The 23,632-nt window shown below is 60.9% G+C and carries 19 protein-coding genes; 6 read left to right on the forward strand and 13 right to left on the reverse strand.

The window, feature by feature from the left end; genetic code table 11:
* Positions 1-49 precede the first annotated feature (49 nt).
* From cmk to mtnA, 7 genes are all read right to left on the reverse strand, one after another.
* Positions 50-739, reverse strand: coding sequence for a (d)CMP kinase (gene cmk, locus ACLBW8_RS24095; RefSeq protein ID WP_016971485.1), 690 nt, complete (start codon positions 737-739; stop codon positions 50-52).
* The gene (locus ACLBW8_RS24100; protein WP_447806472.1) at positions 736-2,946 is read right to left on the reverse strand and encodes a bifunctional prephenate dehydrogenase/3-phosphoshikimate 1-carboxyvinyltransferase; all 2,211 of its coding nucleotides are present in this window, start codon (positions 2,944-2,946) and stop codon (positions 736-738) included. The genes cmk and ACLBW8_RS24100 overlap by 4 nt, the downstream gene beginning before the upstream one ends.
* A 28-nt stretch (positions 2,947-2,974) precedes the next feature.
* Positions 2,975-4,087 (reverse strand): histidinol-phosphate transaminase, encoded by a 1,113-nt coding sequence (gene hisC, locus ACLBW8_RS24105; RefSeq protein WP_064451488.1) that lies wholly within the window; start codon positions 4,085-4,087, stop codon positions 2,975-2,977.
* 9 nt (positions 4,088-4,096) lie between these two features.
* A complete protein-coding gene (pheA, locus tag ACLBW8_RS24110; protein WP_064451487.1) occupies positions 4,097-5,191 on the reverse strand; it encodes a prephenate dehydratase in 1,095 nt (364 codons plus the stop codon).
* Entirely contained in the window at positions 5,191-6,276 is a 1,086-nt protein-coding gene (serC, locus tag ACLBW8_RS24115; protein WP_262667384.1) for a 3-phosphoserine/phosphohydroxythreonine transaminase, read from the reverse strand. The genes pheA and serC overlap by 1 nt, the downstream gene beginning before the upstream one ends.
* Positions 6,277-6,507: 231 nt before the next feature.
* The gene (gene gyrA / locus ACLBW8_RS24120) at positions 6,508-9,171 is read right to left on the reverse strand and encodes a DNA gyrase subunit A (RefSeq protein ID WP_064451485.1); all 2,664 of its coding nucleotides are present in this window, start codon (positions 9,169-9,171) and stop codon (positions 6,508-6,510) included.
* 423 nt (positions 9,172-9,594) lie between these two features.
* Entirely contained in the window at positions 9,595-10,665 is a 1,071-nt protein-coding gene (mtnA, locus tag ACLBW8_RS24125; protein ID WP_447806473.1) for an S-methyl-5-thioribose-1-phosphate isomerase, read from the reverse strand.
* Between the two features lie 109 nt (positions 10,666-10,774).
* Between mtnA and ACLBW8_RS24130 the strand changes: the two genes are divergently transcribed.
* From ACLBW8_RS24130 to ACLBW8_RS24145, 4 genes are all read left to right on the forward strand, one after another.
* Positions 10,775-12,106, forward strand: a complete 1,332-nt coding sequence (locus tag ACLBW8_RS24130) for a TRZ/ATZ family hydrolase (protein WP_432750448.1) — start codon at positions 10,775-10,777, stop codon at positions 12,104-12,106.
* A gap of 63 nt (positions 12,107-12,169) precedes the next feature.
* Positions 12,170-12,868: a bifunctional 2-polyprenyl-6-hydroxyphenol methylase/3-demethylubiquinol 3-O-methyltransferase UbiG gene (ubiG, locus tag ACLBW8_RS24135; RefSeq protein WP_064451482.1), complete on the forward strand. Its 699-nt coding sequence runs from the start codon at positions 12,170-12,172 to the stop codon at positions 12,866-12,868.
* Between the two features lie 4 nt (positions 12,869-12,872).
* Positions 12,873-13,544: an N-acetylmuramic acid 6-phosphate phosphatase MupP gene (mupP, locus tag ACLBW8_RS24140; RefSeq protein ID WP_064451481.1), complete on the forward strand. Its 672-nt coding sequence runs from the start codon at positions 12,873-12,875 to the stop codon at positions 13,542-13,544.
* A 189-nt stretch (positions 13,545-13,733) separates the two neighbouring features.
* The gene (locus ACLBW8_RS24145; RefSeq protein WP_259762881.1) at positions 13,734-14,474 is read left to right on the forward strand and encodes a YciK family oxidoreductase; all 741 of its coding nucleotides are present in this window, start codon (positions 13,734-13,736) and stop codon (positions 14,472-14,474) included.
* A gap of 146 nt (positions 14,475-14,620) precedes the next feature.
* Here the strand turns inward: ACLBW8_RS24145 and ACLBW8_RS24150 are convergent, their stop codons facing one another.
* From ACLBW8_RS24150 to ACLBW8_RS24175, 6 genes are read right to left on the reverse strand one after another with little or no spacing between them, the layout of a single operon-like run.
* Complete coding sequence (locus tag ACLBW8_RS24150; RefSeq protein WP_447806474.1) at positions 14,621-16,135, reverse strand: ABC transporter substrate-binding protein; 1,515 nt, start codon at positions 16,133-16,135, stop codon at positions 14,621-14,623.
* Positions 16,117-17,136, reverse strand: a complete 1,020-nt coding sequence (locus ACLBW8_RS24155) for an ABC transporter ATP-binding protein (protein ID WP_447806475.1) — start codon at positions 17,134-17,136, stop codon at positions 16,117-16,119. Before ACLBW8_RS24155 ends, ACLBW8_RS24150 begins: the two co-directional genes overlap by 19 nt.
* Positions 17,133-18,089 (reverse strand): ABC transporter ATP-binding protein, encoded by a 957-nt coding sequence (locus tag ACLBW8_RS24160; RefSeq protein WP_447806476.1) that lies wholly within the window; start codon positions 18,087-18,089, stop codon positions 17,133-17,135. The genes ACLBW8_RS24155 and ACLBW8_RS24160 overlap by 4 nt, the downstream gene beginning before the upstream one ends.
* Complete coding sequence (locus tag ACLBW8_RS24165) at positions 18,086-18,943, reverse strand: ABC transporter permease (protein ID WP_432750451.1); 858 nt, start codon at positions 18,941-18,943, stop codon at positions 18,086-18,088. Before ACLBW8_RS24165 ends, ACLBW8_RS24160 begins: the two co-directional genes overlap by 4 nt.
* Positions 18,940-19,887, reverse strand: coding sequence for an ABC transporter permease (locus ACLBW8_RS24170; protein WP_064451475.1), 948 nt, complete (start codon positions 19,885-19,887; stop codon positions 18,940-18,942). Before ACLBW8_RS24170 ends, ACLBW8_RS24165 begins: the two co-directional genes overlap by 4 nt.
* A 3-nt stretch (positions 19,888-19,890) precedes the next feature.
* Positions 19,891-20,778, reverse strand: coding sequence for a proline iminopeptidase-family hydrolase (locus ACLBW8_RS24175; RefSeq protein ID WP_128592171.1), 888 nt, complete (start codon positions 20,776-20,778; stop codon positions 19,891-19,893).
* A gap of 183 nt (positions 20,779-20,961) precedes the next feature.
* Between ACLBW8_RS24175 and ACLBW8_RS24180 the strand changes: the two genes are divergently transcribed.
* Positions 20,962-21,726, forward strand: a complete 765-nt coding sequence (locus ACLBW8_RS24180; RefSeq protein WP_064451473.1) for a LuxR family transcriptional regulator — start codon at positions 20,962-20,964, stop codon at positions 21,724-21,726.
* A 93-nt stretch (positions 21,727-21,819) separates the two neighbouring features.
* Positions 21,820-22,752, forward strand: a complete 933-nt coding sequence (locus ACLBW8_RS24185) for a proline iminopeptidase-family hydrolase (RefSeq protein WP_447806477.1) — start codon at positions 21,820-21,822, stop codon at positions 22,750-22,752.
* The last annotated feature ends 880 nt before the right edge of the window (positions 22,753-23,632 follow it).

A 23,632-nucleotide genomic window follows, 5' to 3' on the forward strand; every position in this document is an offset into this window, starting at 1 on the left:
TTAGAAGAAGCACCGCAGGACTATGACTGGTCCCCTGCAGCCTTCTTGGTCACCCGGCGATATCGCGAATGGCGATTTCACTCAAGATGCGTTCCAGCACCTGCTCGATGGACAACTCCGTGGAATCCAGCTGTATGGCGTCAGCCGCCGGCTTGAGCGGGGCTACCGCACGCTGGGTATCACGCTCATCGCGTGCACGGATCTCATCTAGCAGACTCGACAGACTAACACCATCGACTTTGCCCTTCAACTGCAAGTAACGGCGGCGAGCCCGCTCCTCGGCGCTGGCGGTCAGGAAAATCTTCAACGGCGCATCCGGAAACACGACGGTGCCCATATCGCGGCCATCGGCCACCAGGCCCGGCGGCTCCTGAAAAGCCCGCTGGCGTTGCAGCAACGCGTCACGCACGGCCGGCAGCGCGGCAACCTGGGAAGCCCAGGAGCCGACTTGTTCGTTACGCAGGTCATCCGTCACATCATCCCCTTCCAGGATAATGCGCTGGGGGTGACCTTCCGTCGCGCCGACGAACTGCACATCAAGGTGCGCCGCCAGTAACTTCAAGGATTCTTCGTTGGTCAGGTCGACGCCATGGTTGCGTGCGGCAAATGCCAGCAGGCGGTACAGCGCGCCGGAATCCAGCAGGCACCAGCCCAAGCGCTTGGCCAGGATGCCGGCGATCGTGCCTTTGCCCGAGCCGCTCGGCCCGTCGATGGTAATCACCGGTGCTTTGATATTCACAATTGAGCCTCTTGGGCAACACGGATGCCGACGTGGGCACACAGTGTAAGAAAATTCGGAAAAGATGTAGCTACGTTGGCGCAGTCACGGATACGAATCGGCGCGGTCGCCCGCAGGGAAGCCACGCTGAATGCCATGGCAATCCGGTGATCACCATGGGCAAGCACTTCACCGCCGCCCAGCAGGCCACCATCAATGATAATCCCATCAGGCGTCGGTTCACACTTCGCGCCCAATGCCAGCAGACCGTCGGCCATGACCTGAATACGGTCAGACTCTTTGACCCGCAGCTCCTGGGCACCGCGCAATACCGTGCGCCCCTCAGCACAGGCGGCGGCAACAAACAGCACCGGGAACTCATCAATAGCCAACGGCACCAACGCTTCGGGAATCTCGATCCCCTTTAGCGCAGCGGCACGCACCCGCAGGTCAGCCACCGGCTCACCGCCAACTTCCCGCAGGTTTTCCAGGGCGATGTCCGCCCCCATCAACCGCAGAATATCGATCACCCCGGTACGCGTCGGGTTGATACCGACATGTTCCAGCAGCAACTCGGAGCCTTCGGCAATCGACGCGGCCACCAGGAAGAATGCCGAAGAGGAAATATCCCCTGGCACCTCTATATGCGTAGCCGTCAGCGCATGGCCAGATTCCACCGACGCCATCGCACCCTCCACCACCACCGGGTAGCCGAAACCCCGCAGCATTCGCTCGGTGTGGTCACGGGTCGGCGCAGGCTCGATCACCGACGTTTTACCCTCGGCATACAACCCGGCAAGCAACAGACAGGATTTAACCTGAGCACTGGCCATCGGCAGCGCATAAGTAAACCCTTTCAAGGCCTGACCACCGCGAATAGTCAACGGCGGACGCCCCTGAGGTCCGGTTTCGATCACCGCCCCCATTTCTCGCAACGGGTCGGCCACGCGACTCATCGGGCGCTTGGACAGCGAAGCGTCACCCGTCAGGACACTGTCGAAGTTTTGCGCCGCCAGCAAGCCGGACAACAGGCGCATCGACGTCCCGGAGTTACCCAGGTAGATCGGCCCCGGCGCAGGCTTCAAGCCATGCAGGCCTACGCCATGAATGGTCACGCGCCCGTGGTGGGGCCCTTCAATCACGACACCCATGTCCCTAAATGCCTGCAACGTCGCGAGCGCATCCTCACCTTCGAGGAAACCTTCGATCTCGGTCACGCCATCGGCCAACGAACCCAGCATGATCGAGCGATGCGAGATCGACTTGTCGCCTGGCACCCGGATTTTCCCGCTCAAGCGGCCGCCCGGGTTGGCGAGAAAGTTCAGCTCATCGGCGTTCACTGCAGTTTCCATATAAGCCCGGCGAGCCAGGATCTTGCTGAAATGCTTACGCGCCACCCGCGCCCGAGTGAATACGCCCAATAATTGATGGCCATCCCCGGCATCGACCGCATCGCGCAAGGCATCGAGGTCACTGCGGAAGGTGTCCAGGGTGCGCAACACCGCTTCGCGATTGGCGAGGAAGATGTCGTGCCACATCACCGGGTCGCTGCCGGCAATCCGTGTGAAATCACGGAAGCCACCGGCGGCGTAGCGGAAAATGTCGAGGTTCTCGTTACGTTTGGCCAGGGAATCCACCAAACCAAACGCCAGTAAATGCGGCAAATGGCTGGTCGCCGCCAGCACTTCGTCGTGGCGCTCGACCTGCATATGCTCGACATCCGCACCCAGCTCGCGCCAAAGACGATCCACCACAGCCAACGCGGCCGGATCGGTTTGCTCAAGCGGCGTCAGGATCACCTTATGGCGACGGAACAGTTGCGCATTGGAGGCTTCCACCCCGCTCTGCTCGGAGCCGGCAATCGGATGGCCCGGTACAAAGCGCGCAGGCATGCCGCCAAAGGCCAGGTGCGCAGCGCGCACCACATTGCCCTTGGCACTGCCGACGTCCGTCAGGATCGCCTGCCCCAAGTCCATATCGGCCAGCAAGGCCAGCAACTTTTCCATCGCCAGAATTGGCACGGCGAGCTGGATCACATCAGCCCCCTGGCAAGCGACAGCCAGGTCAGCTTCACAGCGATCCACCACGCCCAACTCAACCGCCAGCTTGCGCGATTGCGGGTCCAGGTCAACACCGACCACTTCGCCACACAACCCGCTTTCACGCAGGCCTTTGGCGAAGGAGCCACCGATCAACCCCAGACCGACCACCACCAGGCGACCGATCATAGGCACAGCAGGTTGCAATGCAGTGACATCAACCACGAGCCAGAACCTTGGCCAACGCCTCCAGGAAGCGGGCGTTTTCTGCCGGCAAGCCAATGGTGATACGCAGGTGGTTCGGCATGCCGTAGTTGGCCACCGGGCGCACGATCACGCCTTCGCGCAGCAGGCCCTGGAACACAGGCGCGGCCACCTGGCCAAGGTCGACGCAAATGAAGTTGCCCTTGGAAGGGATCCAGCCCAGCCCCAGCTCACGGAAACCTTCCTGCAGTTGCAGCATGCCGGTTTCATTGATGCGACGACTTTCTTCCAGGTACTCGGCATCCTTCACCGCAGCACAGGCCGCCGCCAGGGCAAGGCTGTTGACGTTGAACGGTTGGCGCACACGGTTCAGCACGTCGGCCACCACCGCGGTGGACAAGCCGTAACCGACCCGCAACGATGCCAGGCCATAGGCCTTGGAGAAAGTGCGCGACACCAGCAGGTTGGGGTAAGCCGCGAGGAAATCCAGGCCATCCGGCAGGTCGCTGCCTTCGGCGTACTCGATGTAGGCCTCGTCCAGCACCACCAGCACATGCTCCGGCACGTCTTGCAGGAAGTCGTTCAGCGCCTGAGCGTCGAACCAGGTACCGGTCGGGTTGTTCGGGTTGGCGATAAACACCACGCGGGTTTGCGCGTCGATGGCTGCCAGCATGGCCGGCAGGTCATGCCCCCAGTCCTTGGCGGGAATAACACGCGCGTCGGCACCGACCGCCTGCGTCACGATCGGATAGACGGCGAACGCGTGCTCGCTGAACACCGCGTTCAGGCCAGGCGCCAGATAGGCGCGGCCGACCAGCTCAAGAATGTCGTTGGAGCCGTTACCCAGGGTCACCTGGTTCAGCTCAACCCGGCAGTTTTCGGCCAGCAGGGACTTGAGGGCAAAACCATTGCCGTCCGGGTAGCGGGTCAGCTCGGCCAACGCCTCATGAATCGCCGCCAACACCTTTGGGCTCGGGCCCAGCGGGTTTTCGTTACTGGCCAGCTTTACGATCCTGGACGGGTCCAGATTCAACTCACGCGCCAGCTCGTCCACAGGCTTGCCCGGCACGTAAGGCGACAGTTGTTGCACGCCCGGCTGAGCCAGGGCGAGGAAGTTGCCACTCATGTTAAAGCCTCACAAAACCGCTTTCGGGTAAGAGCCCAGCACCTTGAGTGCCACGGCTTCCTGACTGATTTTCTCCAGCACACCTTTAACCAGTGGATCGCGGTGGTGGCCAACGAAGTCGATAAAGAACACATACGTCCATTTACCGCTGCGCGAAGGGCGTGTCTCGATTCGCGTCAGGTCAATCCCGTTATCGTGGAACGGCACCAGCAGCTCATGCAGCGCACCGGGCTTGTTGCTCATGGAGACGATGATCGAAGTCTTGTCGTCGCCGGTCGGCGGCACTTCCTGGCTGCCGATCATCAGGAAACGCGTGGAGTTGTCCGGGCGATCCTCGATTTTCTCGGCCAGGCGCGTCAGGCCATACAGGCCAGCGGCCATATCGCCGGCAATCGCCGCCGAATTCCACTCACCCTTGACCCGCTTGGCCGCTTCGGCGTTGCTGGACACCGCCACGCGCTCGACATTCGGGTAATGCGCGTCCAGCCACTTACGGCATTGAGCCAGCGATTGAGCGTGGGAATAGATCCGGCTGATGCTGTCGGTCTTGGTGTTCTCGCCCACCAGCAAGTGGTGGTGGATGCGCAACTCGACTTCGCCGCAGATCACCATGTCGTGCTCAAGGAAGCTGTCCAGCGTGTGGTTGACTGCGCCTTCGGTGGAGTTTTCCACCGGCACCACGCCAAAATTCACCGCACCGGCCGCCACTTCACGGAACACTTCGTCGATCGCCGCCATTGGCTTGCTGATCACGGCGTGGCCGAAGTGCTTCATGGCCGCCGCTTGGGTGAAGGTGCCTTCAGGGCCGAGATACGCCACTTTCAGCGGCTGCTCCAGCGCCAGGCACGACGACATGATTTCACGGAACAACCGCGCCATCTCCTCGTTGCCCAGCGGGCCCTGGTTGCGCTCCATTACGCGCTTCAGCACCTGGGCTTCGCGCTCAGGCCGGTAGAACACCGGCACTTCGCCTTCAGCCAGTGAAGCCATTTTTACCCGTGCTACTTCCTGGGCGCACCGCGCCCGCTCACTGATCAGCTCCAGGACTTTCTCGTCCAGGCTGTCAATGCGTACGCGCAGGGCCTTGAGTTCTTGCTCAGACATTAGCCGTGTTCCTTTTCGAACTCTGCCATGTAGGAAATCAGCGCCTTGATGGCGTTGATATCGACAGCGTTGTAGATGGAGGCGCGCATGCCACCTACCGAACGGTGGCCCTTGAGGTTCAGCAAGCCGCGCTCATCAGCACCGGCCAGGAATGGCTTGTCCAGGCGGTCGTCAGCCAGGCGGAACGGTACGTTCATCCACGAGCGGTCGGTCAGGTTGATCGGGTTGCTGTACAGGCCGCTGGCGTCGATGAAGTCGTACAGCGTGCGCTTCTTCTCTTCGTTAAGCTTGCCCATGGCAGCCACGCCGCCCTGCTCTTTCAGCCACTCGAACACCAGGCCCGAGAGATACCATGCAAACGCCGGCGGGGTGTTGTACATCGAACCGTTATCGGCCGCGACCTTGTAGTTGAGCATGGTCGGACACAGCGAACGCGCACGACCCAGCAGGTCTTCACGGATGATGTTGACCAGGATACCGCTCGGGCCGATGTTCTTCTGCGCACCGGCGTAGATCATGCCGTATTGGGACACATCGATCGGGCGCGAGAGAATGTCCGAGGACATGTCGCACACCAACGGAACGTCACCCACTTCAGGCACCCAGTCGAATTCCAGGCCGCCGATGGTTTCGTTCGCTACGTAGTGAACGTAGGCCGCATCCTTCGACAACTTCCACTCGTTCTGACCCGGAATGGCGAAGTAGTCGTAAGGCTTGGCGGTGCCCGCCACATTGACATGACCGTAACGGGAGGCCTCTTCAATGGCCTTCTGGCCCCAGATACCGGTGTCGATATAGTCGGCAGTGCCGCCTTCCGGCAGCAGGTTCAGCGGCAGTTGGGCGAACTGCTGGCTCGCCCCACCTTGCAGGAACAACACTTTGTAGTTGGAGGGGATGTCCAGCAAGTCGCGCAGATCCTGCTCGGCCTTGGTGGCAATGGACACGAACTCATCGCTGCGATGGCTCATTTCCATCACGGAGAGGCCTTTTCCATGCCAGTCGAGGAGTTCACCCTGCGCGCGCTGCAGGACTGCTTCAGGAAGCGCCGCGGGACCGGCACAGAAGTTATAGGCTCTCTTGCTCACATCCAATCTCACTCTGATCTGGTGGTAGTCACACAAACATATCAGCCGACACCCGATCCAATGTGGGAGCGGGCTTGCTCGCGAAAGCGATCTAACAGGCGACATCTCTGGTGAATGTCAGTCCGCTTTCGCGAGCAAGCCCGCTCCCACACTAGATCTCCATGGCTGTCGATATTTCCGGCCGAACAAACAACAAGGGGGCGAATCTTCATCCGCCCCCTGTGTGTCCGCTTATTCCTGCGGTTCTTCTTCGTCTGCGGCAGCGTCGAGGGTTGGCTCGTCGACGCCGTCATCGGCATCGCCGATCACTTGCCCCTCGAGTGCAATCCCTTCCTCGCCTTCCAGCTCCTCGCCCTCGACTTCCGATGGTTCCTGGACACGTTCCAGGCCTACCAGGGTTTCGTCGCTGGCCAGCTTGATCAGCGTCACGCCCTGGGTGTTACGCCCCAGGCTCGACACTTCAGCCACACGCGTACGCACCAGAGTGCCCTGGTCGGAAATCAGCATGATCTCCTCGCCATCGAGCACCTGGACCGCACCGACCAGACGGCCGTTGCGATCGTTGCTGACCATGGCGATAACGCCTTGGCCGCCACGCTTGTACTCCGGGAACTCGCTGATGGCGGTGCGCTTGCCATAACCACGCGCCGAAGCGGTGAGGATCTGGCTGCCTTCTTCCGGGATCAGCATCGAAATCAGCTTCTGCCCTTCCGGCAGACGCATGCCGCGTACACCGCGGGCAGTACGACCCATGGCGCGAACGTCGGATTCCTTGAAGCGCGTCACTTTGCCGCCGTCGGAGAACAGCATGACTTCACGCTCGCCATCGGTGATAGCGGCAGAAATCAACACGTCGCCTTCGTCCAGCTCCAGGGCGATCAGGCCCACGCTGCGTTGACGGCTGAAGGATTCCAGCGGGGTCTTCTTCACGGTGCCTTTGGCGGTGGCCATGAAGATGAAGTGACCTTCGGTGTACTCATCGACCGGCAGCATGGTGGTGATGTATTCATCACTGTCCAGCGGCAGCAGGTTGACCAATGGACGACCACGGGCGGCACGCGAGGCCTCCGGGATTTCGTAGGTTTTCAGCCAGTACACTTTGCCTTTGCTGGAGAACAGCAGCAGCGTGGTGTGGCTGTTGGCGACCAGCAGGTGAGCGATGTAGTCCTCATCCTTAACGCCAGTAGCCGATTTGCCTTTACCACCACGACGCTGGGCCTGGTACGCAGCCAAAGGCTGGGTCTTGGCGTAGCCACCGTGGGAGATGGTCACGACGCGCTCTTCTTCCGGGATCATGTCACCCAGGGTCAGGTCGAGACGGGCATCCAGGATTTCAGTGCGGCGCACGTCGCCGTATTCGGCGCGGATCACTTCCAGTTCTTCGCGGATCACTTCCATCAGGCGCACGGCGCTGTTAAGGATGCGGATCAGCTCGCCGATCTGGTTGAGGATCTCCTGGTACTCGGCCAGCAGCTTCTCGTGTTCCAGGCCGGTCAGGCGGTGCAAACGCAGTTCCAGAATGGCCTGGGCCTGTTCCGGCGACAGGAAGTACTTGCCTTCGCGCAGACCGTATTGCGGGTCGAGGGTCTCCGGACGGCACGAGTCGGCACCGGCACGTTCAACCATCGCAACCACGGCGCTGGATTCCCACGGCATCTTGATCAGTGCTTCTTTCGCTTCCGACGGGGTCGGCGAAGCCTTGATCAGTGCGATAACCGGGTCGATGTTCGACAGTGCAACCGCCTGGCCTTCCAGGATGTGGCCGCGCTCGCGGGCCTTGCGCAGTTCGAACACGGTACGGCGGGTCACGACTTCGCGGCGGTGACGCACGAAGGCTTCCAGCAGATCCTTGAGGTTCAGGATGCGCGGGCGGCCGTCGATCAGTGCAACCACGTTGATACCAAACACGCTTTGCAGCTGGGTCTGGGCGTAGAGGTTGTTGAGGATCACCTCAGGCACTTCGCCACGACGCAGCTCGATCACCACGCGCATACCGTCTTTGTCGGACTCGTCACGCAGTTCGGTGATGCCTTCCAGCTTCTTCTCTTTAACCAGCTCGGCGATCTTCTCGATCAGACGCGCCTTGTTCAGCTGGTAAGGAAGTTCGGTGATGACGATCTGCTGACGGCCACCGACCTTGTCGATGTCTTCGATCATCGAGCGGGCGCGCATGTAAATACGGCCGCGACCGGTACGGTAGGCTTCGATGATACCGGCGCGACCGTTAATGATCGCGGCGGTCGGGAAGTCCGGGCCGGGGATGTATTGCATCAGCTCATCGACGGTCAACTCAGGGTTGTCGATGAGGGCCAGGCAACCGTCGATGACTTCACCGAGGTTGTGCGGCGGAATGTTGGTGGCCATGCCCACGGCGATACCGCTGGAGCCGTTGACCAGCAGGTTCGGAATACGGGTTGGCATGACCGCCGGGATCATTTCGGTGCCGTCGTAGTTCGGCACCCAGTCCACGGTTTCTTTATGCAGGTCGGCCAGCAGCTCGTGCGCCAGCTTGGTCATGCGCACTTCGGTGTATCGCATGGCCGCAGCGTTGTCGCCGTCGACCGAACCGAAGTTGCCCTGGCCGTCTACCAGCAGGTAGCGCAGGGAAAACGGCTGGGCCATCCGAACGATGGTGTCGTACACCGCAGTGTCGCCGTGAGGGTGATACTTACCGATCACGTCACCGACAACACGGGCAGATTTCTTGTACGGCTTGTTCCAGTCGTTACCCAGCTCGCTCATCGCGAACAGCACACGCCGGTGCACGGGCTTCAAGCCATCGCGCGCATCAGGCAGTGCCCGACCGACAATTACGCTCATCGCGTAGTCGAGGTAGGACTGTTTCAGCTCGTCTTCGATATTGACCGGGAGGATTTCTTTGGCCAGTTCGCCCATGAGAAGCCTGATTCCTTTTTCGGGTGAAACCTCGTCACATCCTATGGGACGAACGAAGCTCGCCGCTGCCGGCAGAGTGCCTGACAACGACTTACGACAAATCAACGAGTTATGACACGGATCTGCACGTTATAGGCCACCCCTCGGGGCAGCCCTGGAAACCGCCGGATGTTATCACAATCGCCGCCACGCACCTATCCCCCAGACGCGCATGGAGCATAGTAAGTTGACGGATGACAGGCTTGAGGGCGACGAGAGGGGCTCAGAGATAGGGTGGTGCTATTTTTCCGGTGCAGATCCGAGGGGTTTATTGACTTTCAAGGCCAATCGCGGGCAAGCCCGCTCCCACATTTTGGATGTGCCCACCTATCAAAGGCGGAAACTGGCTTGCCGGTGATAGCGACGCCACAGACAGCAAAGCCTTTAATGCAGCCGCTTACGGCACATCAACTTGGCCAACTTCGCCGTATCCGGCCGCTCGACAATGCCTTTTTCGGTCACGATCACATCAATCAGATCGGCCGGGGTGACGTCGAACACGGGATTAAGGGCAGCCACATCCAACCGCTGCCCCATAACATCCAGCAACTCGCCGGGATCACGCTCTTCCAGGGCGACGTCATCGCCAGTGGCCATCATCAAATCGAGTGTCGAGCTTGGCGCCACCACCATGAAGCGTACGCCATGGTGCATGGCGCAGACGGCCAGCTGATAAGTGCCGATCTTGCTGACCACATCACCGTTGGCCGCAATGCAGTCGGCGCCGACAACCACCCAGGTCACGCCTTTGGTCTTGAGGATATGCGCGCCGGCCGAGTCAGCATTCACCGTGACCGCAATACCGTCTGCCGCTAACTCCCACGCCGTCAGCCGCGAACCTTGCAGCCAGGGGCGGGTTTCATTGACGTAGACATGCTCGACCAAACCCTCCAGGAAAGCGGCGCGAATCACCCCGAGAGCAGTGCCGACACCGCCGGTGGCCAAGGCGCCCGCATTGCCATGGGTCAGGATCGCCTGAGCATTGCCCTGATGCTTGCGAATCCGCTCGAGACCCAATTGGGCCATGACGAGGTTGGCTTCCCGGTCGCTTTCATGGATCGCGATGGCTTCGGCTTCCAGCACGGCCAGCGCGTCGGCGGGTTTCTTCACGCGGTCCAGCCGATCACGCATGCGCTTCAAGGCCCAGAACAGGTTCGACGCCGTCGGACGGGTATCAGCCAGTAATGCGTAGTCTTCTTCCCACGCTGCCTGCCAGTCGCCACCTTCGGCGATCCGCTCACGCGCGGCGAGCACCAGACCATAGGCGGCGCTAATACCGATCGCAGGCGCTCCACGCACCACCATGGTACGAATGGCGTCGGCCACTTCAGCTGCAGTGGCGCAGACAACCCAGGTTTCCCGGGACGGCAAGGCACGCTGATCGAGCAGGTGCAGTGCGCCATCACGCCAATCGATGGCCTTCACTTTCTCCGCAGCTAACAGTCGGTCGCGCATCCCTTACCCCGCACTCATGAACAAAAGCCGCGGATTATAGCGATCCGCCAGCCAGGACGCTCGGGTATACTTCGCCCTTCTTTTATAGCTGCCCGGGAAGAAGCCTGCGATGACCTCCACTGCCGCCCCGCTCGACCTGTTGCTGCTGCCCACCTGGCTGGTACCTGTCGAACCTGCCGGCGTGGTGCTCAAGGAACATGGCCTGGGCATCCGCGACGGGCGCATTGCCTTTATCGGGCCGCGGGCTGCGGCCTTGAAGCTGGCGGCTAGCGAGGTGCGCGAGCTGCCGGGCATGTTGCTCAGCCCCGGTTTGATCAATGCCCACGGCCACGCGGCGATGAGCCTGTTTCGCGGCCTGGCTGACGACCTGCCGCTGATGACCTGGCTGGAACAGCACATCTGGCCCGCCGAGGCCAAATGGGTCGACGAAGCCTTCGTGCGCGACGGCACCGACCTGGCCATCGCCGAGCAGCTTAAAGGCGGCATCACCTGTTTTTCCGACATGTATTTCTACCCCAAGGTCGCCAGCGACTGCGTGCACAACAGCGGTATGCGTGCACAAATCGCGATTCCGATCCTCGACTTCCCGATTCCCGGCGCCAGCAGCGCCGACGAGGCCATTCGCCAGGGCGTAGAACTGTTCGGCGACCTCAAGCACCACCCGCGCATCAAGATCACCTTCGGGCCCCACGCGCCTTACACCGTATGCGATGAGAACCTGGAAAAAATCCGGGTGATCGCCGAAGAACTCGACGCGTCCATCCACATGCACGTGCACGAAACCGCCTTCGAAGTGCAGCAGGCCGTCGAGCAGACCGGTGAACGCCCACTGGCGCGCCTGGGTCGCCTCGGCCTGCTCGGCCCGCGCTTCCAGGCCGTACACATGACCCAAATCAGCGAGGATGACCTGGCTTTGCTGGTAGAAAGCAACACCAGCGTCATCCATTGCCCGGAATCGAACCTGAAACTGGCCAGCGGCTTTTGCCCGGTGGAGCGTCTGTGGCAGGCTGGGGTGAATGTGGCGATCGGCACCGACGGCGCCGCCAGCAACAATGACCTGGATTTGCTGGGCGAAACCCGTACCGCTGCGATGCTGGCCAAGGCGGTCGCCGGCTCGGCCACCGCGCTGGATGCCCACCGCGCCCTGCGTATGGCCACACTCAACGGTGCTCGGGCCATGGGCCTGGAGGGCGAGATTGGCTCGCTGGAGGTCGGCAAGGCTGCCGATATCGTGGCCTTTGATCTTTCGGGGCTGGCGCAACAACCGATCTACGATCCGGTCTCACAGCTTATATATGCCACCGGACGCGATTGTGTGAAACACCTTTGGGTCGCCGGCAAGCAGTTGCTCGACGACCGGCAATTGACCCGCATGGATGAACCACAGTTGACCGCCACGGCCATTGCCTGGGGCCAACGGATCAGCGGGCACAGCGAATAACGCAGGGTTTGAACCTAAGCTTCAACACCTGCAAACCGATTTATCAGATTTAGAGGATTTACCATGAGCAACGTCGACCACGCCGAAATCGCTAAATTCGAAGCCCTGGCCCACCGCTGGTGGGACCGCGAAAGCGAGTTCAAACCCCTGCACGACATAAACCCGCTGCGGGTCAACTGGATTGACGAACGCGTCAACCTGGCCGGCAAGAAAGTGCTCGACGTCGGTTGCGGCGGCGGCATCCTCAGCGAAGCGATGGCCCAGCGCGGCGCCACCGTCATGGGCATCGACATGGGCGAAGCCCCGCTGGCCGTGGCCCAACTGCACCAACTGGAATCCGGCGTGAGCGTGGAATACCGCCAGATCACCGCCGAAGCCCTCGCCGAGGAAATGCCCGAGCAGTTCGACGTGATCACCTGCCTTGAGATGCTCGAGCACGTACCGGACCCGTCCTCGGTCATTCGCGCGTGTTTTCGCATGGTCAAGCCGGGCGGCCAGGTGTTCTTCTCCACCATCAACCGCAACCCCAAGGCCTACCTGTTCGCGATCATCGGCGCCGAATACATCATGAAGTTGCTGCCACGTGGCACCCACGACTTCAAGAAATTCATCCGTCCGTCCGAGCTGGGTGCCTGGAGCCGTCAGGCCGGGCTGACCGTCAAAGACATCATCGGCCTGACCTACAACCCGCTGACCAAGCACTACAAGCTGGCCAGTGACGTGGACGTCAACTACATGATCCAGACCCTGCGCGAGGAGTAAGCCTGTGAAGTTGCGAGCGGTTCTCTTCGATATGGACGGTACCTTGCTGGACACCGCGCCGGACTTCATCGCGATCTGCCAGGCCATGCGCGCCGACCGCGGCCTGGCGCCGATCAACGACCAGCACATCCGCGATGAAATTTCCGGCGGTGCGCGGGCGATGGTCGCCGTGACCTTCTCGATGGACCCCGAATCCCCTGGCTTTGAAGAACTGCGCCTGGAGTTCCTGGAGCGCTATCTCAAGGGCTGCGCAATCCACAGCAAACTGTTCGACGGCATGGCCGAGTTGCTGCAAGACATCGAAAAATCCAAGCTGGTCTGGGGCGTGGTCACCAACAAACCGCTGCGCTTTGCCGAGCCGATCATGCAGCAGTTGGGCCTGGCCGAGCGCTCGGCGCTGCTGATCTGCCCGGACCACGTGAAGAATAGCAAGCCGGACCCGGAGCCGCTGATCCTGGCGTGCAAGATGCTCAACCTGGACCCGGCCAGCGTGTTGTTTGTGGGCGATGACCTGCGCGATATCGAGTCCGGCCGTGACGCCGGCACCCGCACCGCAGCGGTCACGTTCGGCTACATCCACCCCGATGACAACCCACGCAACTGGGGCGCCGATGTGGTGGTGGATCACCCGCTGGAACTGCGCAAGGTGCTGGATAATGCACTGTGCAGTTGCTGATTGCTCACCGGTCCTGCTGACCTATGAAGACCCGATGTGGGAGGGGGCTTGCTCCCGATAGCGGTAGGTCAGTGATTGATACAGTGCCTGACACTCTGCAATCGGGAGCAAGCCCCCTCCCACATTAGGATTTGTGTACTGTTCTTGGTTCAGTGTTTGTAAACCTACTGAACTCTGTCGAGGCTATTTATGTTTGATTACTGCGCACGTCCAGAACTGCTCAAAGGCCGGGTGATCCTGGTGACCGGCGCCGGTCGCGGGATTGGCGCGGCGGCGGCAAAAACCTACGCCGCCCATGGCGCCACCGTGCTGTTGCTGGGCAAGACCGAAGCCAACCTGGCCGAGGTGTACGACGCGATCGAAGCCGCCGGCCAACCGCAACCGGTGGTGATTCCGTTCAACCTGGAGACCGCCCTGCCCCATCAGTACGATGAGCTGGCGGCGATGATCGAAAAAGAATTCGGCCGCCTCGACGGCCTGCTGCACAACGCTTCGATCATCGGCCCACGCACACCGATCGAGCAGTTGTCCGGTGAGAACTTCATGCGAGTGATGCACGTCAACGTCAACGCGATGTTCATGTTGACCAGCACGTTGCTGCCGCTGCTCAAGCTGTCCCAGGATGCGTCGGTGGTGTTCACCTCCAGCAGCGTCGGGCGCAAGGGCCGGGCGTACTGGGGCGCTTATGGCGTGTCGAAGTTTGCCACCGAAGGCCTGATGCAAACCCTGGCCGACGAACTGGAGGACGTGGCGGCGGTGCGCTCCAACAGCATCAACCCGGGCGGTACACGCACCAGCATGCGCGCCCAGGCGTACCCCGGTGAAAACCCGATGGAAAGGCCGGCGCCGGAAGAGATCATGCCGGTGTACCTGTACCTGATGGGGCCGGACAGTACGGGCATCAATGGGCAGGCGTTTGATGCGCAGTAAGCCTTAAGCTGACTCAACTGACAGAACAGAGCACCCAATGTGGGAGCGGGCTTGCTCGCGAAGACGGTGCATCAGTCAATATTTCAGTTGACTGACACGGTGCCTTCGCGAGCAAGCCCGCTCCCACAGTTGTTCAGCGGTGTTGTTTAGTTTTTCACCACGTCCTCAAGGGTGAAACGCCCCAGCGGGTTTTGCAGGAAGTTACTCACATTCTTGCGTGAGATGTTGATGTACGGGCTGTAGTACAGATCAATCCAGTTCACATCCTGTTTCGCCAGCTTCTGCAACTCCACATACATCTGCTCGCGCTTGACCGGGTCGGCCTCGATCCGCGCAGCCGCCACCAGTTCCTTGACCTTGTCATTCTTGTAGCGGGTCATGTAGTTCTGGTTAGTGTCATGGCCCAGTACGAAAGTGGTCTTCTGGTCCGGGTCGAGAATGTCGTTGGTCCAGTACATCACTGATATGTCGTACTCACCGTCCACCAGCATCTGCCAGCTTTGCGTCGGGTCGACTTTCTGCAGGTTGGCAGTCACGCCGACCTTGGCCAACTGGTCCTTGATGATCACTGCTATCTGCTCGTCCGCTTCGTTGCCGGCGTTGACCACGTAATTGAGCTTCAAATCCTTGGCGCCAGCCTCTTCCAGCAGTTTCTTGGCGGCCGTCGGGTCATACGGGCGCTGCAGGTTGTTGGCATAGTGGAACAGCGAGCCTTTCGGGATGTAGGAATAGGCCACGGTGCCTTGACCGTAAGTCGCAGTCTTCACCAGCGACTGTTTGTCGATGGCCATGTCCAGCGCCTCGCGCACTGGCTGCTTGGCCAGCAGACCGTGAGCGTGGTTGATCAGCAGGTGATCTTCACGGGTGGACGGGTCGGAGTGGATCACCACGTTTTTGTCTTTCTTCAGTTCTTCCACGCGGGAGAACGGTACGAAGATCGCCGTGTCGAGTTCGTTGTTCTGCACCATGCGCATGCGCGTGTTGTCATCGGTGACCGACACCCACTCCACGCCATCCAGGCTGACGTTCTTGGCCTGCCAGAAGTTCGGGTTCTTTTTCAGGATAACGCGATCGCCTTTGCGCCACTCCTCTACGGTGAACGCGCCGGACGTCACCGGGTTTTCCGAGTAGGCGTCTTCGCCCATTTTGGTCATGGCTTTTTCCGACAGGATCGATACCGTCGGCGAGGCCAATTGCGAGAGGAAGGCCACGGCCGGGGTTTTCAGGGTGACCACAAGGGTCTTGGGATCGCTGGCCTTGGCTGTGTTGATCAGGCTGAACGGGTCACTCCACAGCGACGCCTTGTTGTCGCGGATGCGCAACAGGCTGAACGCCGCGTCGTCGGCGGTGATCGGCGAGCCATCGGAGAACTTCGCGTCACGCAGCTTGAAGGTGTAGGTCAGGCCATCCTTGGAAATCTCCCAGCTTTCTGCCAGGCCCGGCTCCATCTTCGTGCCCAGGTTATCCACGCGCACCAGGGTGTCGTAGACGTTGGCGAATACCCAGGTGTCGCGGTTTTGCGCGCTTTTGATCGGATCGAAAGTGGTGCTGTCTTCACGGCAGCCAATGGTCAGCACGCCTGCGGCGTGTGCCAACCCGGCAGTGAGGGACCAAGCGGTCAATGTAGCCGCGGCGAGCAACTTCAAGTGGCGGGATTGCATGTCATAACTCCTTGTTCATGAATGGCAGAAAGGGTCAAAGGTGCTTCAAGCACGCAACTGTATCGATGCTCGTGCAGGAAATGAGTAGGCGGCAACACCACGGAACACATTGTCCGGGCGTAGCGGCAACGCGGGTGAAAGGCGCAACCTGCGGGCAAATTCAACGGGCTCGGCGGCTCACCCGGCAACGGCTCTGCTGGCAAGGGCCGACGCGGATCAATCTCGGGAATCGCCTCGATCAGCGCCGCCGTGTAAGGATGGCGCGGTGCGGTAAACACCGCCTCCACCGGCCCTTCCTCAACGATCTTGCCCAGGTACATCACCGCCACGCGGTCGCACAGGCGACGCACGATGGCCAGGTCATGGGCGATAAACAGGATCGCCAGGTTCATGCGCTGTTGCAGTTCCAGCAACAGGTTGATGATCTGGCCCTGAATCGACACATCCAATGCCGCCACGCACTCATCGGCGATGATCAAGCGCGGCTCTACCGCCAGCGCCCGAGCGATACCGACACGCTGGCATTGGCCACCACTGAGTGAACCTGGCTTGCGGTTGGCCAATTCGGGGCGCAGGCCGACCAGTTCGAGCAATTCATTGACCCGCTGGGGAATTTGCTCTGGCGCAGCTTTGCGTTGCACCCGCAGCACTTCGGCAAGGGTTTCGCCAATGGTGTGGCGTGGGTTCAGGGCGGCGTAAGGGTCCTGGAAAATCATCGCGGTTTCATGGCGCAGGCGAGCGATGTCGATAGCGCTGCCATGGGCCATGTCCACGCCATCGAACAAGACCTGCCCGGCGCTGATCGGGTTGAGGTGCAAAATTGCCCGGCCCAGTGTGCTCTTGCCGCTGCCGGACTCGCCCACCAGACCCAGGGTTTCACCGGCGGCGAGGTTCAGCGACACACCGTTCACCGCCCTCACCCACTGTTTATTCAGGCCAAACAAACCGGTGCCGGACGCCGCAAAACGTACCTCCAGGTCCTTGATCTGCAACAGGCTCATGGGCGGCCTCCCAAGGGATAGTGACAGGCCACCCGCGCGCCTTCCGGCAGCAACTCGGTGCACAAGGCGCCCACCTGCGGGCAGCGCGGGCTGAACCGGCAACCGGCGGGCAAGGCATCCAGCAACGGCGGCTGGCCAGCAATGGTGCGCAGCAAGGCGTGGCCGCTGCTGTGGGCGGGCTGGCAATCGATCAGGCCGGCGGTGTACGGGTGTTGTGGATGGGCCAGCAAGTCGTACTTGCTGCCGTGTTCGCACAGCCGGCCGGCGTACATCACCGCGATCGAGTCACAGGTTTGCGCCACTACGCCGAGGTCGTGGGTGATCATGATCATCGACAGGCCATGCTGGTCACGCAGGTCCAACAACAGGCGCAGGATTTGCGCCTGCACGGTCACATCCAGCGCGGTGGTCGGCTCGTCGGCAATCAGCACTTTCGGGTTGCAGCCCAGGGCCACCGCGATCATTGCCCGCTGACGCATGCCGCCGGAAAACTCGTGAGGGTAGTTATCGACTCGCGCCTTGGGATCGGGAATCCCGACCTGGCGCAGCACCTCGATGGCGTGCAAGCGTGCGTCTTTTTTCGACGCGCCTTGATGCAGCCGAATACCTTCGGCGATCTGCTCGCCGATGCGCATCAGCGGGTCAAGATGGCTGCTGGGGTTTTGGAAAATCATACCCAGCTGCCCGCCCCGCACGGCGCGCATGCCGGGGTCATCCAGTTGCAATAGATCGCGACCGGCCAGGCGCACGGCACCGCCTTGTACGCGCAGATTGGCCGACGGCAACAGGCGCATCAGGCCGCGACAGGCCATGGTCTTGCCCGAGCCACTCTCGCCCACCAGGCCGAGGATTTCGCCTTCGGCCAGGTCGAAGGACACCCGGTCAACCAGGGTGACATCACGCCCGGCGTGATGGGCGATCACGCTGAGGTCCTGCACTTGAAGCAGGCTCATGAACGGTCTCCCAACACTTGCGCCACGCCATCGGCCAACAGGCTGAAACCCATGGCCAGGGTCACGATGGCCAGGCCCGGGAAGGTGCAAATCCACCAGGCGGTGGTGATGAACGCCTGCCCTTCGGCCACCATCGTGCCCCACTCGGCCGTCGGCGGTTGCACACCCAGGCCCAGGTAGCTCACGGCGGCGCCGTTGAGCAGCACCAGCACCGCGTCGGACATGGAAAACACAATCGAGCCAAACATCGCGTTGGGCAGCAAATGCCGGAACAGAATGCGCCCGTGGCCAAAGCCCAGGCTCTTGGCGGCCAGGGCGAAGTCGCTTTCCTTGAGCACCAGGATCTGTGAGCGGATCAGCCGCGCATACGACACCCAGCCCACCAGCGCCATGGCGATATAGAAGCTCTTCAAGCCCGGGCCGAGAATGGCCATGATCGCCAGCATCAGCACCAGGAACGGGAACGCGAGGATCACGTCGATCACGCGCATGCAGACGCTGTCGAAACGACCGCCGATGTAGCCGGAGACGGCGCCGACGAAGGTGCCGATCATGAACGGGAAAATCACCCCGATGATGGCCAGTTGCAAGTCGATGCGCGCGCCCCAGACCACCCGCGAAAGAATGTCCCTTCCGTAGTTATCCGTGCCGAACGGGTGGGCCATGCTGGGGCCCAACAAGCTGATATCGGTGTTTTGCGCAATCGGATCAAAAGGCGCAACCCACGGTGCAAACAGAGCCAGGGCAAACCAGGCCAACAAAATCAACAACCCCCACGCAGCGGTCAGTCGACCATTACGAAAACCAAAACGCAGGCGCAAACGCCACGGGGCAATCAGTGGGCGGCTGCTCATTGCATCTTCACTCGTGGGTCGAGGGCCACCGTCACCACGTCAGCGACGAAGTTGACCACCACCGTCGCACACGCCAGCACCATGGCCACGCCCTGCACCACCATGTAGTCACGGGTGAAGATGCCGCGCACCAGCAACTGGCCGATGCCGGGAATGGCGAAAAGACTCTCGATCACCACGGTGCCGCTGATCAACCACCCGATATTCACCGCCAGCAAGTTGACCGCCGGCACCAGGGAATTGGGCAACACATGCCGACGGAACACGGCGGCCTCCGACAGCCCGCGCGCCCGGGCAGCGGTGACATGGTCGGCCTGTAACTCCATCAGCATGCTCGCGCGCAGGTTACGCACCAGCACCGCCGACAGCGCCAGGGCGATGGTCAAACAGGGCAGCAGCATATGGTGAGCCTTATCCAGCCAGGTGCGCCCGTAGCCGGACACCGGAAACAGGCCCCACTTCACGCTCAGCAACAAAATCAACATCAAACCCAGCCAGAACGCCGGCATGCCCAGGCCAACCGTGGTGAACACGCGGATCAGGTTATCTGCCCAACCGCCTTTATTGCGCGCCGCCACCGTAGCCAGCGGCACCGCAATCAATAGCGCCAGCAGCACACTGCCGAGCACCAGTACCAAGGTCGGTTCGATCCGCGTGACGATCAGCTTCAAGGCGTCAACCTTGTACAGCAGCGACTGGCCGAGATCGCCCTTGAGCAAGTTCTTGAGGAAGTAGAAATACTGCAGCCACAACGGTTGATCGAGGCCGTACTGGGCGCGGATTTTCAGCAACGCATCCGGCGTACTGCGTGAGCCCAGCAAGGCCCGCGCCGGGTCGCCGGGGATCGAGCGCACCAGCACAAAGGTGATCAGGCTGATGCCAAACAACACCGGCAGCAATTGCAGCGGCCGGGACAGTACAAAACGGTAACGCGCCAGGTTCATCCGTCAGCCTCGATGGCGAGCGAGGAAGTCCAGCAGCACCGGGAAGTACGCGTGGGGTTCCTCATAAAAGGGCATGTGGCTGCTGTTGGGAAACACGTGCAATTCGGCATGCCTGGCGGCCAGCTTCATGCGATGGGCGCAGGCCGGCGTGAGTTCATCGTGCTGGCCGGTGGTGATCAGGATTGGCATCTTGAACTCGGCCATCTCGGGGATGCGGTTCCAGTCCTTGAGGTTACCGATGTACAGGAATTCGTTGGGGCCCTGCATGGCTTCGTAGGGTCCCATGTTCCAGTCGCCAAGGGAGCGCTTGACCGGCTCCGGCCATTCGTCCAGACGGCAGACGTGGCGGTAATTGAGCAAAGTAATCGCGGCCTGGTACTGCGGATGGTCCAGGGTGCCCATGGCTTCATGGCGCTGCATCATGGCCACGGTTTCGCTGCCGAGGGCACCGCGCAGGCGTTCGAGCTCCTGGGACAGGTGCGGAATGTCGCCGACGGTGTTTTCGAGGATCAGGCTTTTCAGTGCGTCGGGGTAATGGATGGCGTATTCGATGCCCAGCCAGCCGCCCCAGGAATGCCCCAGCAAATGCACGCGGCCGAGATCCAGGGCACGGCGCACGGTTTCAACTTCTTCGACATAACGGCTGATTTCCCACAAGGAAACGTCGGCCGGTCTGGCTGATGCGCCGGTGCCAAGCTGGTCGAATGCAACAACTCGCAGGTTATGCTCTTTGAGCCAGCCATGGGCGTCGCGCAAGTAGTCACACGGCAAGCCCGGGCCGCCATTGAGACACAAGAGCACCTCATCGCCGTCGCCAAAGCTGTAGACCACGACGTTATGGCCGTCGACTTGCACGTTGTACTGCTGGTCGGGGGCAATTTCACGCCACATGCATACGTTCCTTGTGTTGTATCGGCCTGGCAGTCAGCGGCCGTTTATCTGGCCAACACTACCGAGGATGCCGTGCGTCCATAACCTAGTATTTCTTATAGGTTTGGCCTGGCAGTCCTTCGCCGGGGCGTGGCATTCTACTTGCCGCAAGTCGAGATTCAAATGAATTCGGGAGCAGAACGGATGCTGGCCAAGCTAACCGCCTTCAATAACCGTCTGATGCCGGGCAGGAGCCTGGATGAACAGATGGACAACACATTTATCCTCGCCCAACAATTGGGCTTCGATGCGCTGGTGTACGACTACACGCCAGTGCCCATCGACCAGGACGGCTCACTGATCACGCCGTCGGTGCTGGAGCTGCGCAATACCCCGCCGGACTGGCACGCGTTGTGGTGCAGCGAAGGGTTTTACCAGATCGACCCGGTGCAACACCTGGCCCTGAGCACGGTGTCGCCGTTCGTCTGGTCCTATGAGGCAAAAGCCCAGACCGCGCTGCAAAAAATCATCGACCCCTGCCATGCGCCGGTGTCCACTTACCTGCATGAACGCCAACTGACCTGCGGCGTCAGTGTGCCCATTCATCTGCCGCGCGGCGGTTTCGCGTCGCTGACCGGCCTGCGCACCGGTAACGCCAGCACGGTGTTACAAGATGCGCAGCAGACCCTGACGGATTTCAGCCTGATTACCCATGCCTTGCAGGAAGCGGCCTACCCGTTGTTCAGCAAAGAGCTACGTACCTACCCGCATATTCATCTGACCAAACGCGAGCGCGAATGCCTGAAATGGGCCGCCGAAGGTTTCACCGCCGCCGAAATCGCCACGCAATTGAGCCGTTCACTGGCGGTGGTCACCCTGCACCTGGCCTCGGCGATGCACAAACTGGGGGCCAAAAACCGCGTCCAGGCGGTAGTCCGCGCCACCCATTACCGCTTGCTGGAAGATTGATCCGTCGGCAAAACCTAGCTGTTTTGCTAGTTACTTAAACTTCGCGTGCCGTCTATCGTACCCCTGATCCTTTTTTTCAGAGCAGGGTACGAAATGGAATTCATCGAGAAGATGCGCGAAGGCTATGCGGCCTTCGGCGCCTACCAGACCTGGTACCGCGTCACCGGCGACCTGACCACCGGCCGTACACCTTTGGTGATCATCCACGGCGGTCCCGGCTGCACCCATGACTATGTCGACGCGTTCAAGGACGTTGCCGCCAGCGGCCATGCGGTTATTCACTACGACCAACTCGGCAATGGCCGCTCCACACACTTACCGGAAAAAGAGGCGTCTTTCTGGACCATCGACCTGTTCCTCGCAGAGCTGAACAACCTGCTGGACCACCTGCACATCAGCGACAATTACGCGATCCTCGGGCAATCGTGGGGCGGCATGCTCGGCAGCGAGCACGCGATTCTGCAGCCCAAAGGCCTGCGCGCATTCATCCCGGCCAACTCGCCGACGTGCATGCGCACCTGGGTCAGCGAAGCCAACCGACTGCGCAAACTGTTGCCCGAAGGCGTGCATGAAACCCTACTCAAGCACGAACAGGCCGGCACCTACCAAGACCCGGAATACCTAACCGCCTCGCGGGTTTTCTATGACCAGCACGTGTGCCGCGTCAACCCGTGGCCGGAAGAAGTGGCGCGCACCTTCGCGGCAGTGGATTCGGACCCGACGGTGTACCACGCCATGAGCGGCCCGACGGAGTTCCATGTGATCGGCAGCTTGAAGGACTGGAACGTGATTGGCCGGTTGTCGGCGATCAATGTGCCAACCCTGGTGATCTCCGGTCGGCACGACGAGGCCACGCCATTGGTGGTCAAACCGTTCCTGGATGAGATCGCGGACGTGCGCTGGGCGCTGTTTGAAGATTCCAGCCACATGCCCCACGTGGAAGAACGCCAGGCATGCATGGGGACCGTGGTGAAGTTTCTGGATGAGGCCTGCTCGGTGCCGCACCAGGCACTCAAAGCGAGTTGAGAGCCTCATGTTGGAGCTGGCTTGCCTGCGATAGCCATAGGTATCTACCTATCTTTTTTTACGGGTTGAGTGCTGTGGTTGTCAGGGGGCGCTGAGTACATATCCGTTGTTTGGGTCACGGCTGACATGGGTTCCGCCCTTACGGCGGGTCACTTTGGAAAAGCCCCAAAGTAACCAAAGGGCTCTTGCCCCACCACTCGGCACCTCGCCTAGGCTCGGTGTGCCCTCACGCAGGCTTTGGACCGTGGGCCGCCGCCATGGGCCATCCTTGGCCCATCGCGGCTAACCCGGCGTCCTGCCGGGTTACCCACGCTCCAAAGCCTGCGTTCGGCCAGCGTGGTTAACGGGGCGCCTAAGATCAAAATCAAAAACAGATCAAGATCAAAAGCAGAGCACGGCGGCCTAGTAGCCGACCTGAGTGGTTAGATCAAAAGCAAAACCGAGGCGGCCTGACAGCCGACCTGATCTTGGAAGCTGAACCTAATCAAATGTGGGAGCGGGCTTGCTCGCGAAAGCGGTGTGTCAGTTACAAATAAGTTGACTGACACACCGCATTCGCGAGCAAGCCCGCTCCCACAGTTGGATCTCATTTCATCCGGTAAAAGTGGTGTTGCTGTGCTGTTGCCCTGCTTTTGCTTCAACCACTCAGGTCGGCTACCAGGCCGCCGTGCTCTGCTTTTGATCTTGATCTGACAGGCCCCGTTAACCACGATGGCCGAACGCAGGCTTGAATCCGTGGGTAACCCGGCAGGACGCCGGGTTAGCCGCACTGGGCCAAGGATGGCCCATTGCGGCGGCCCACGGATTCAAGCCGGAGTGCGGGCATACCGAGCCTGGGCGAGGTACCGAGTGGTGGGGCAAAGCGTTTTTTGGTTACTTT

The sequence above is a fragment of the Pseudomonas sp. M5A4_2d genome, assembly GCF_053345295.1.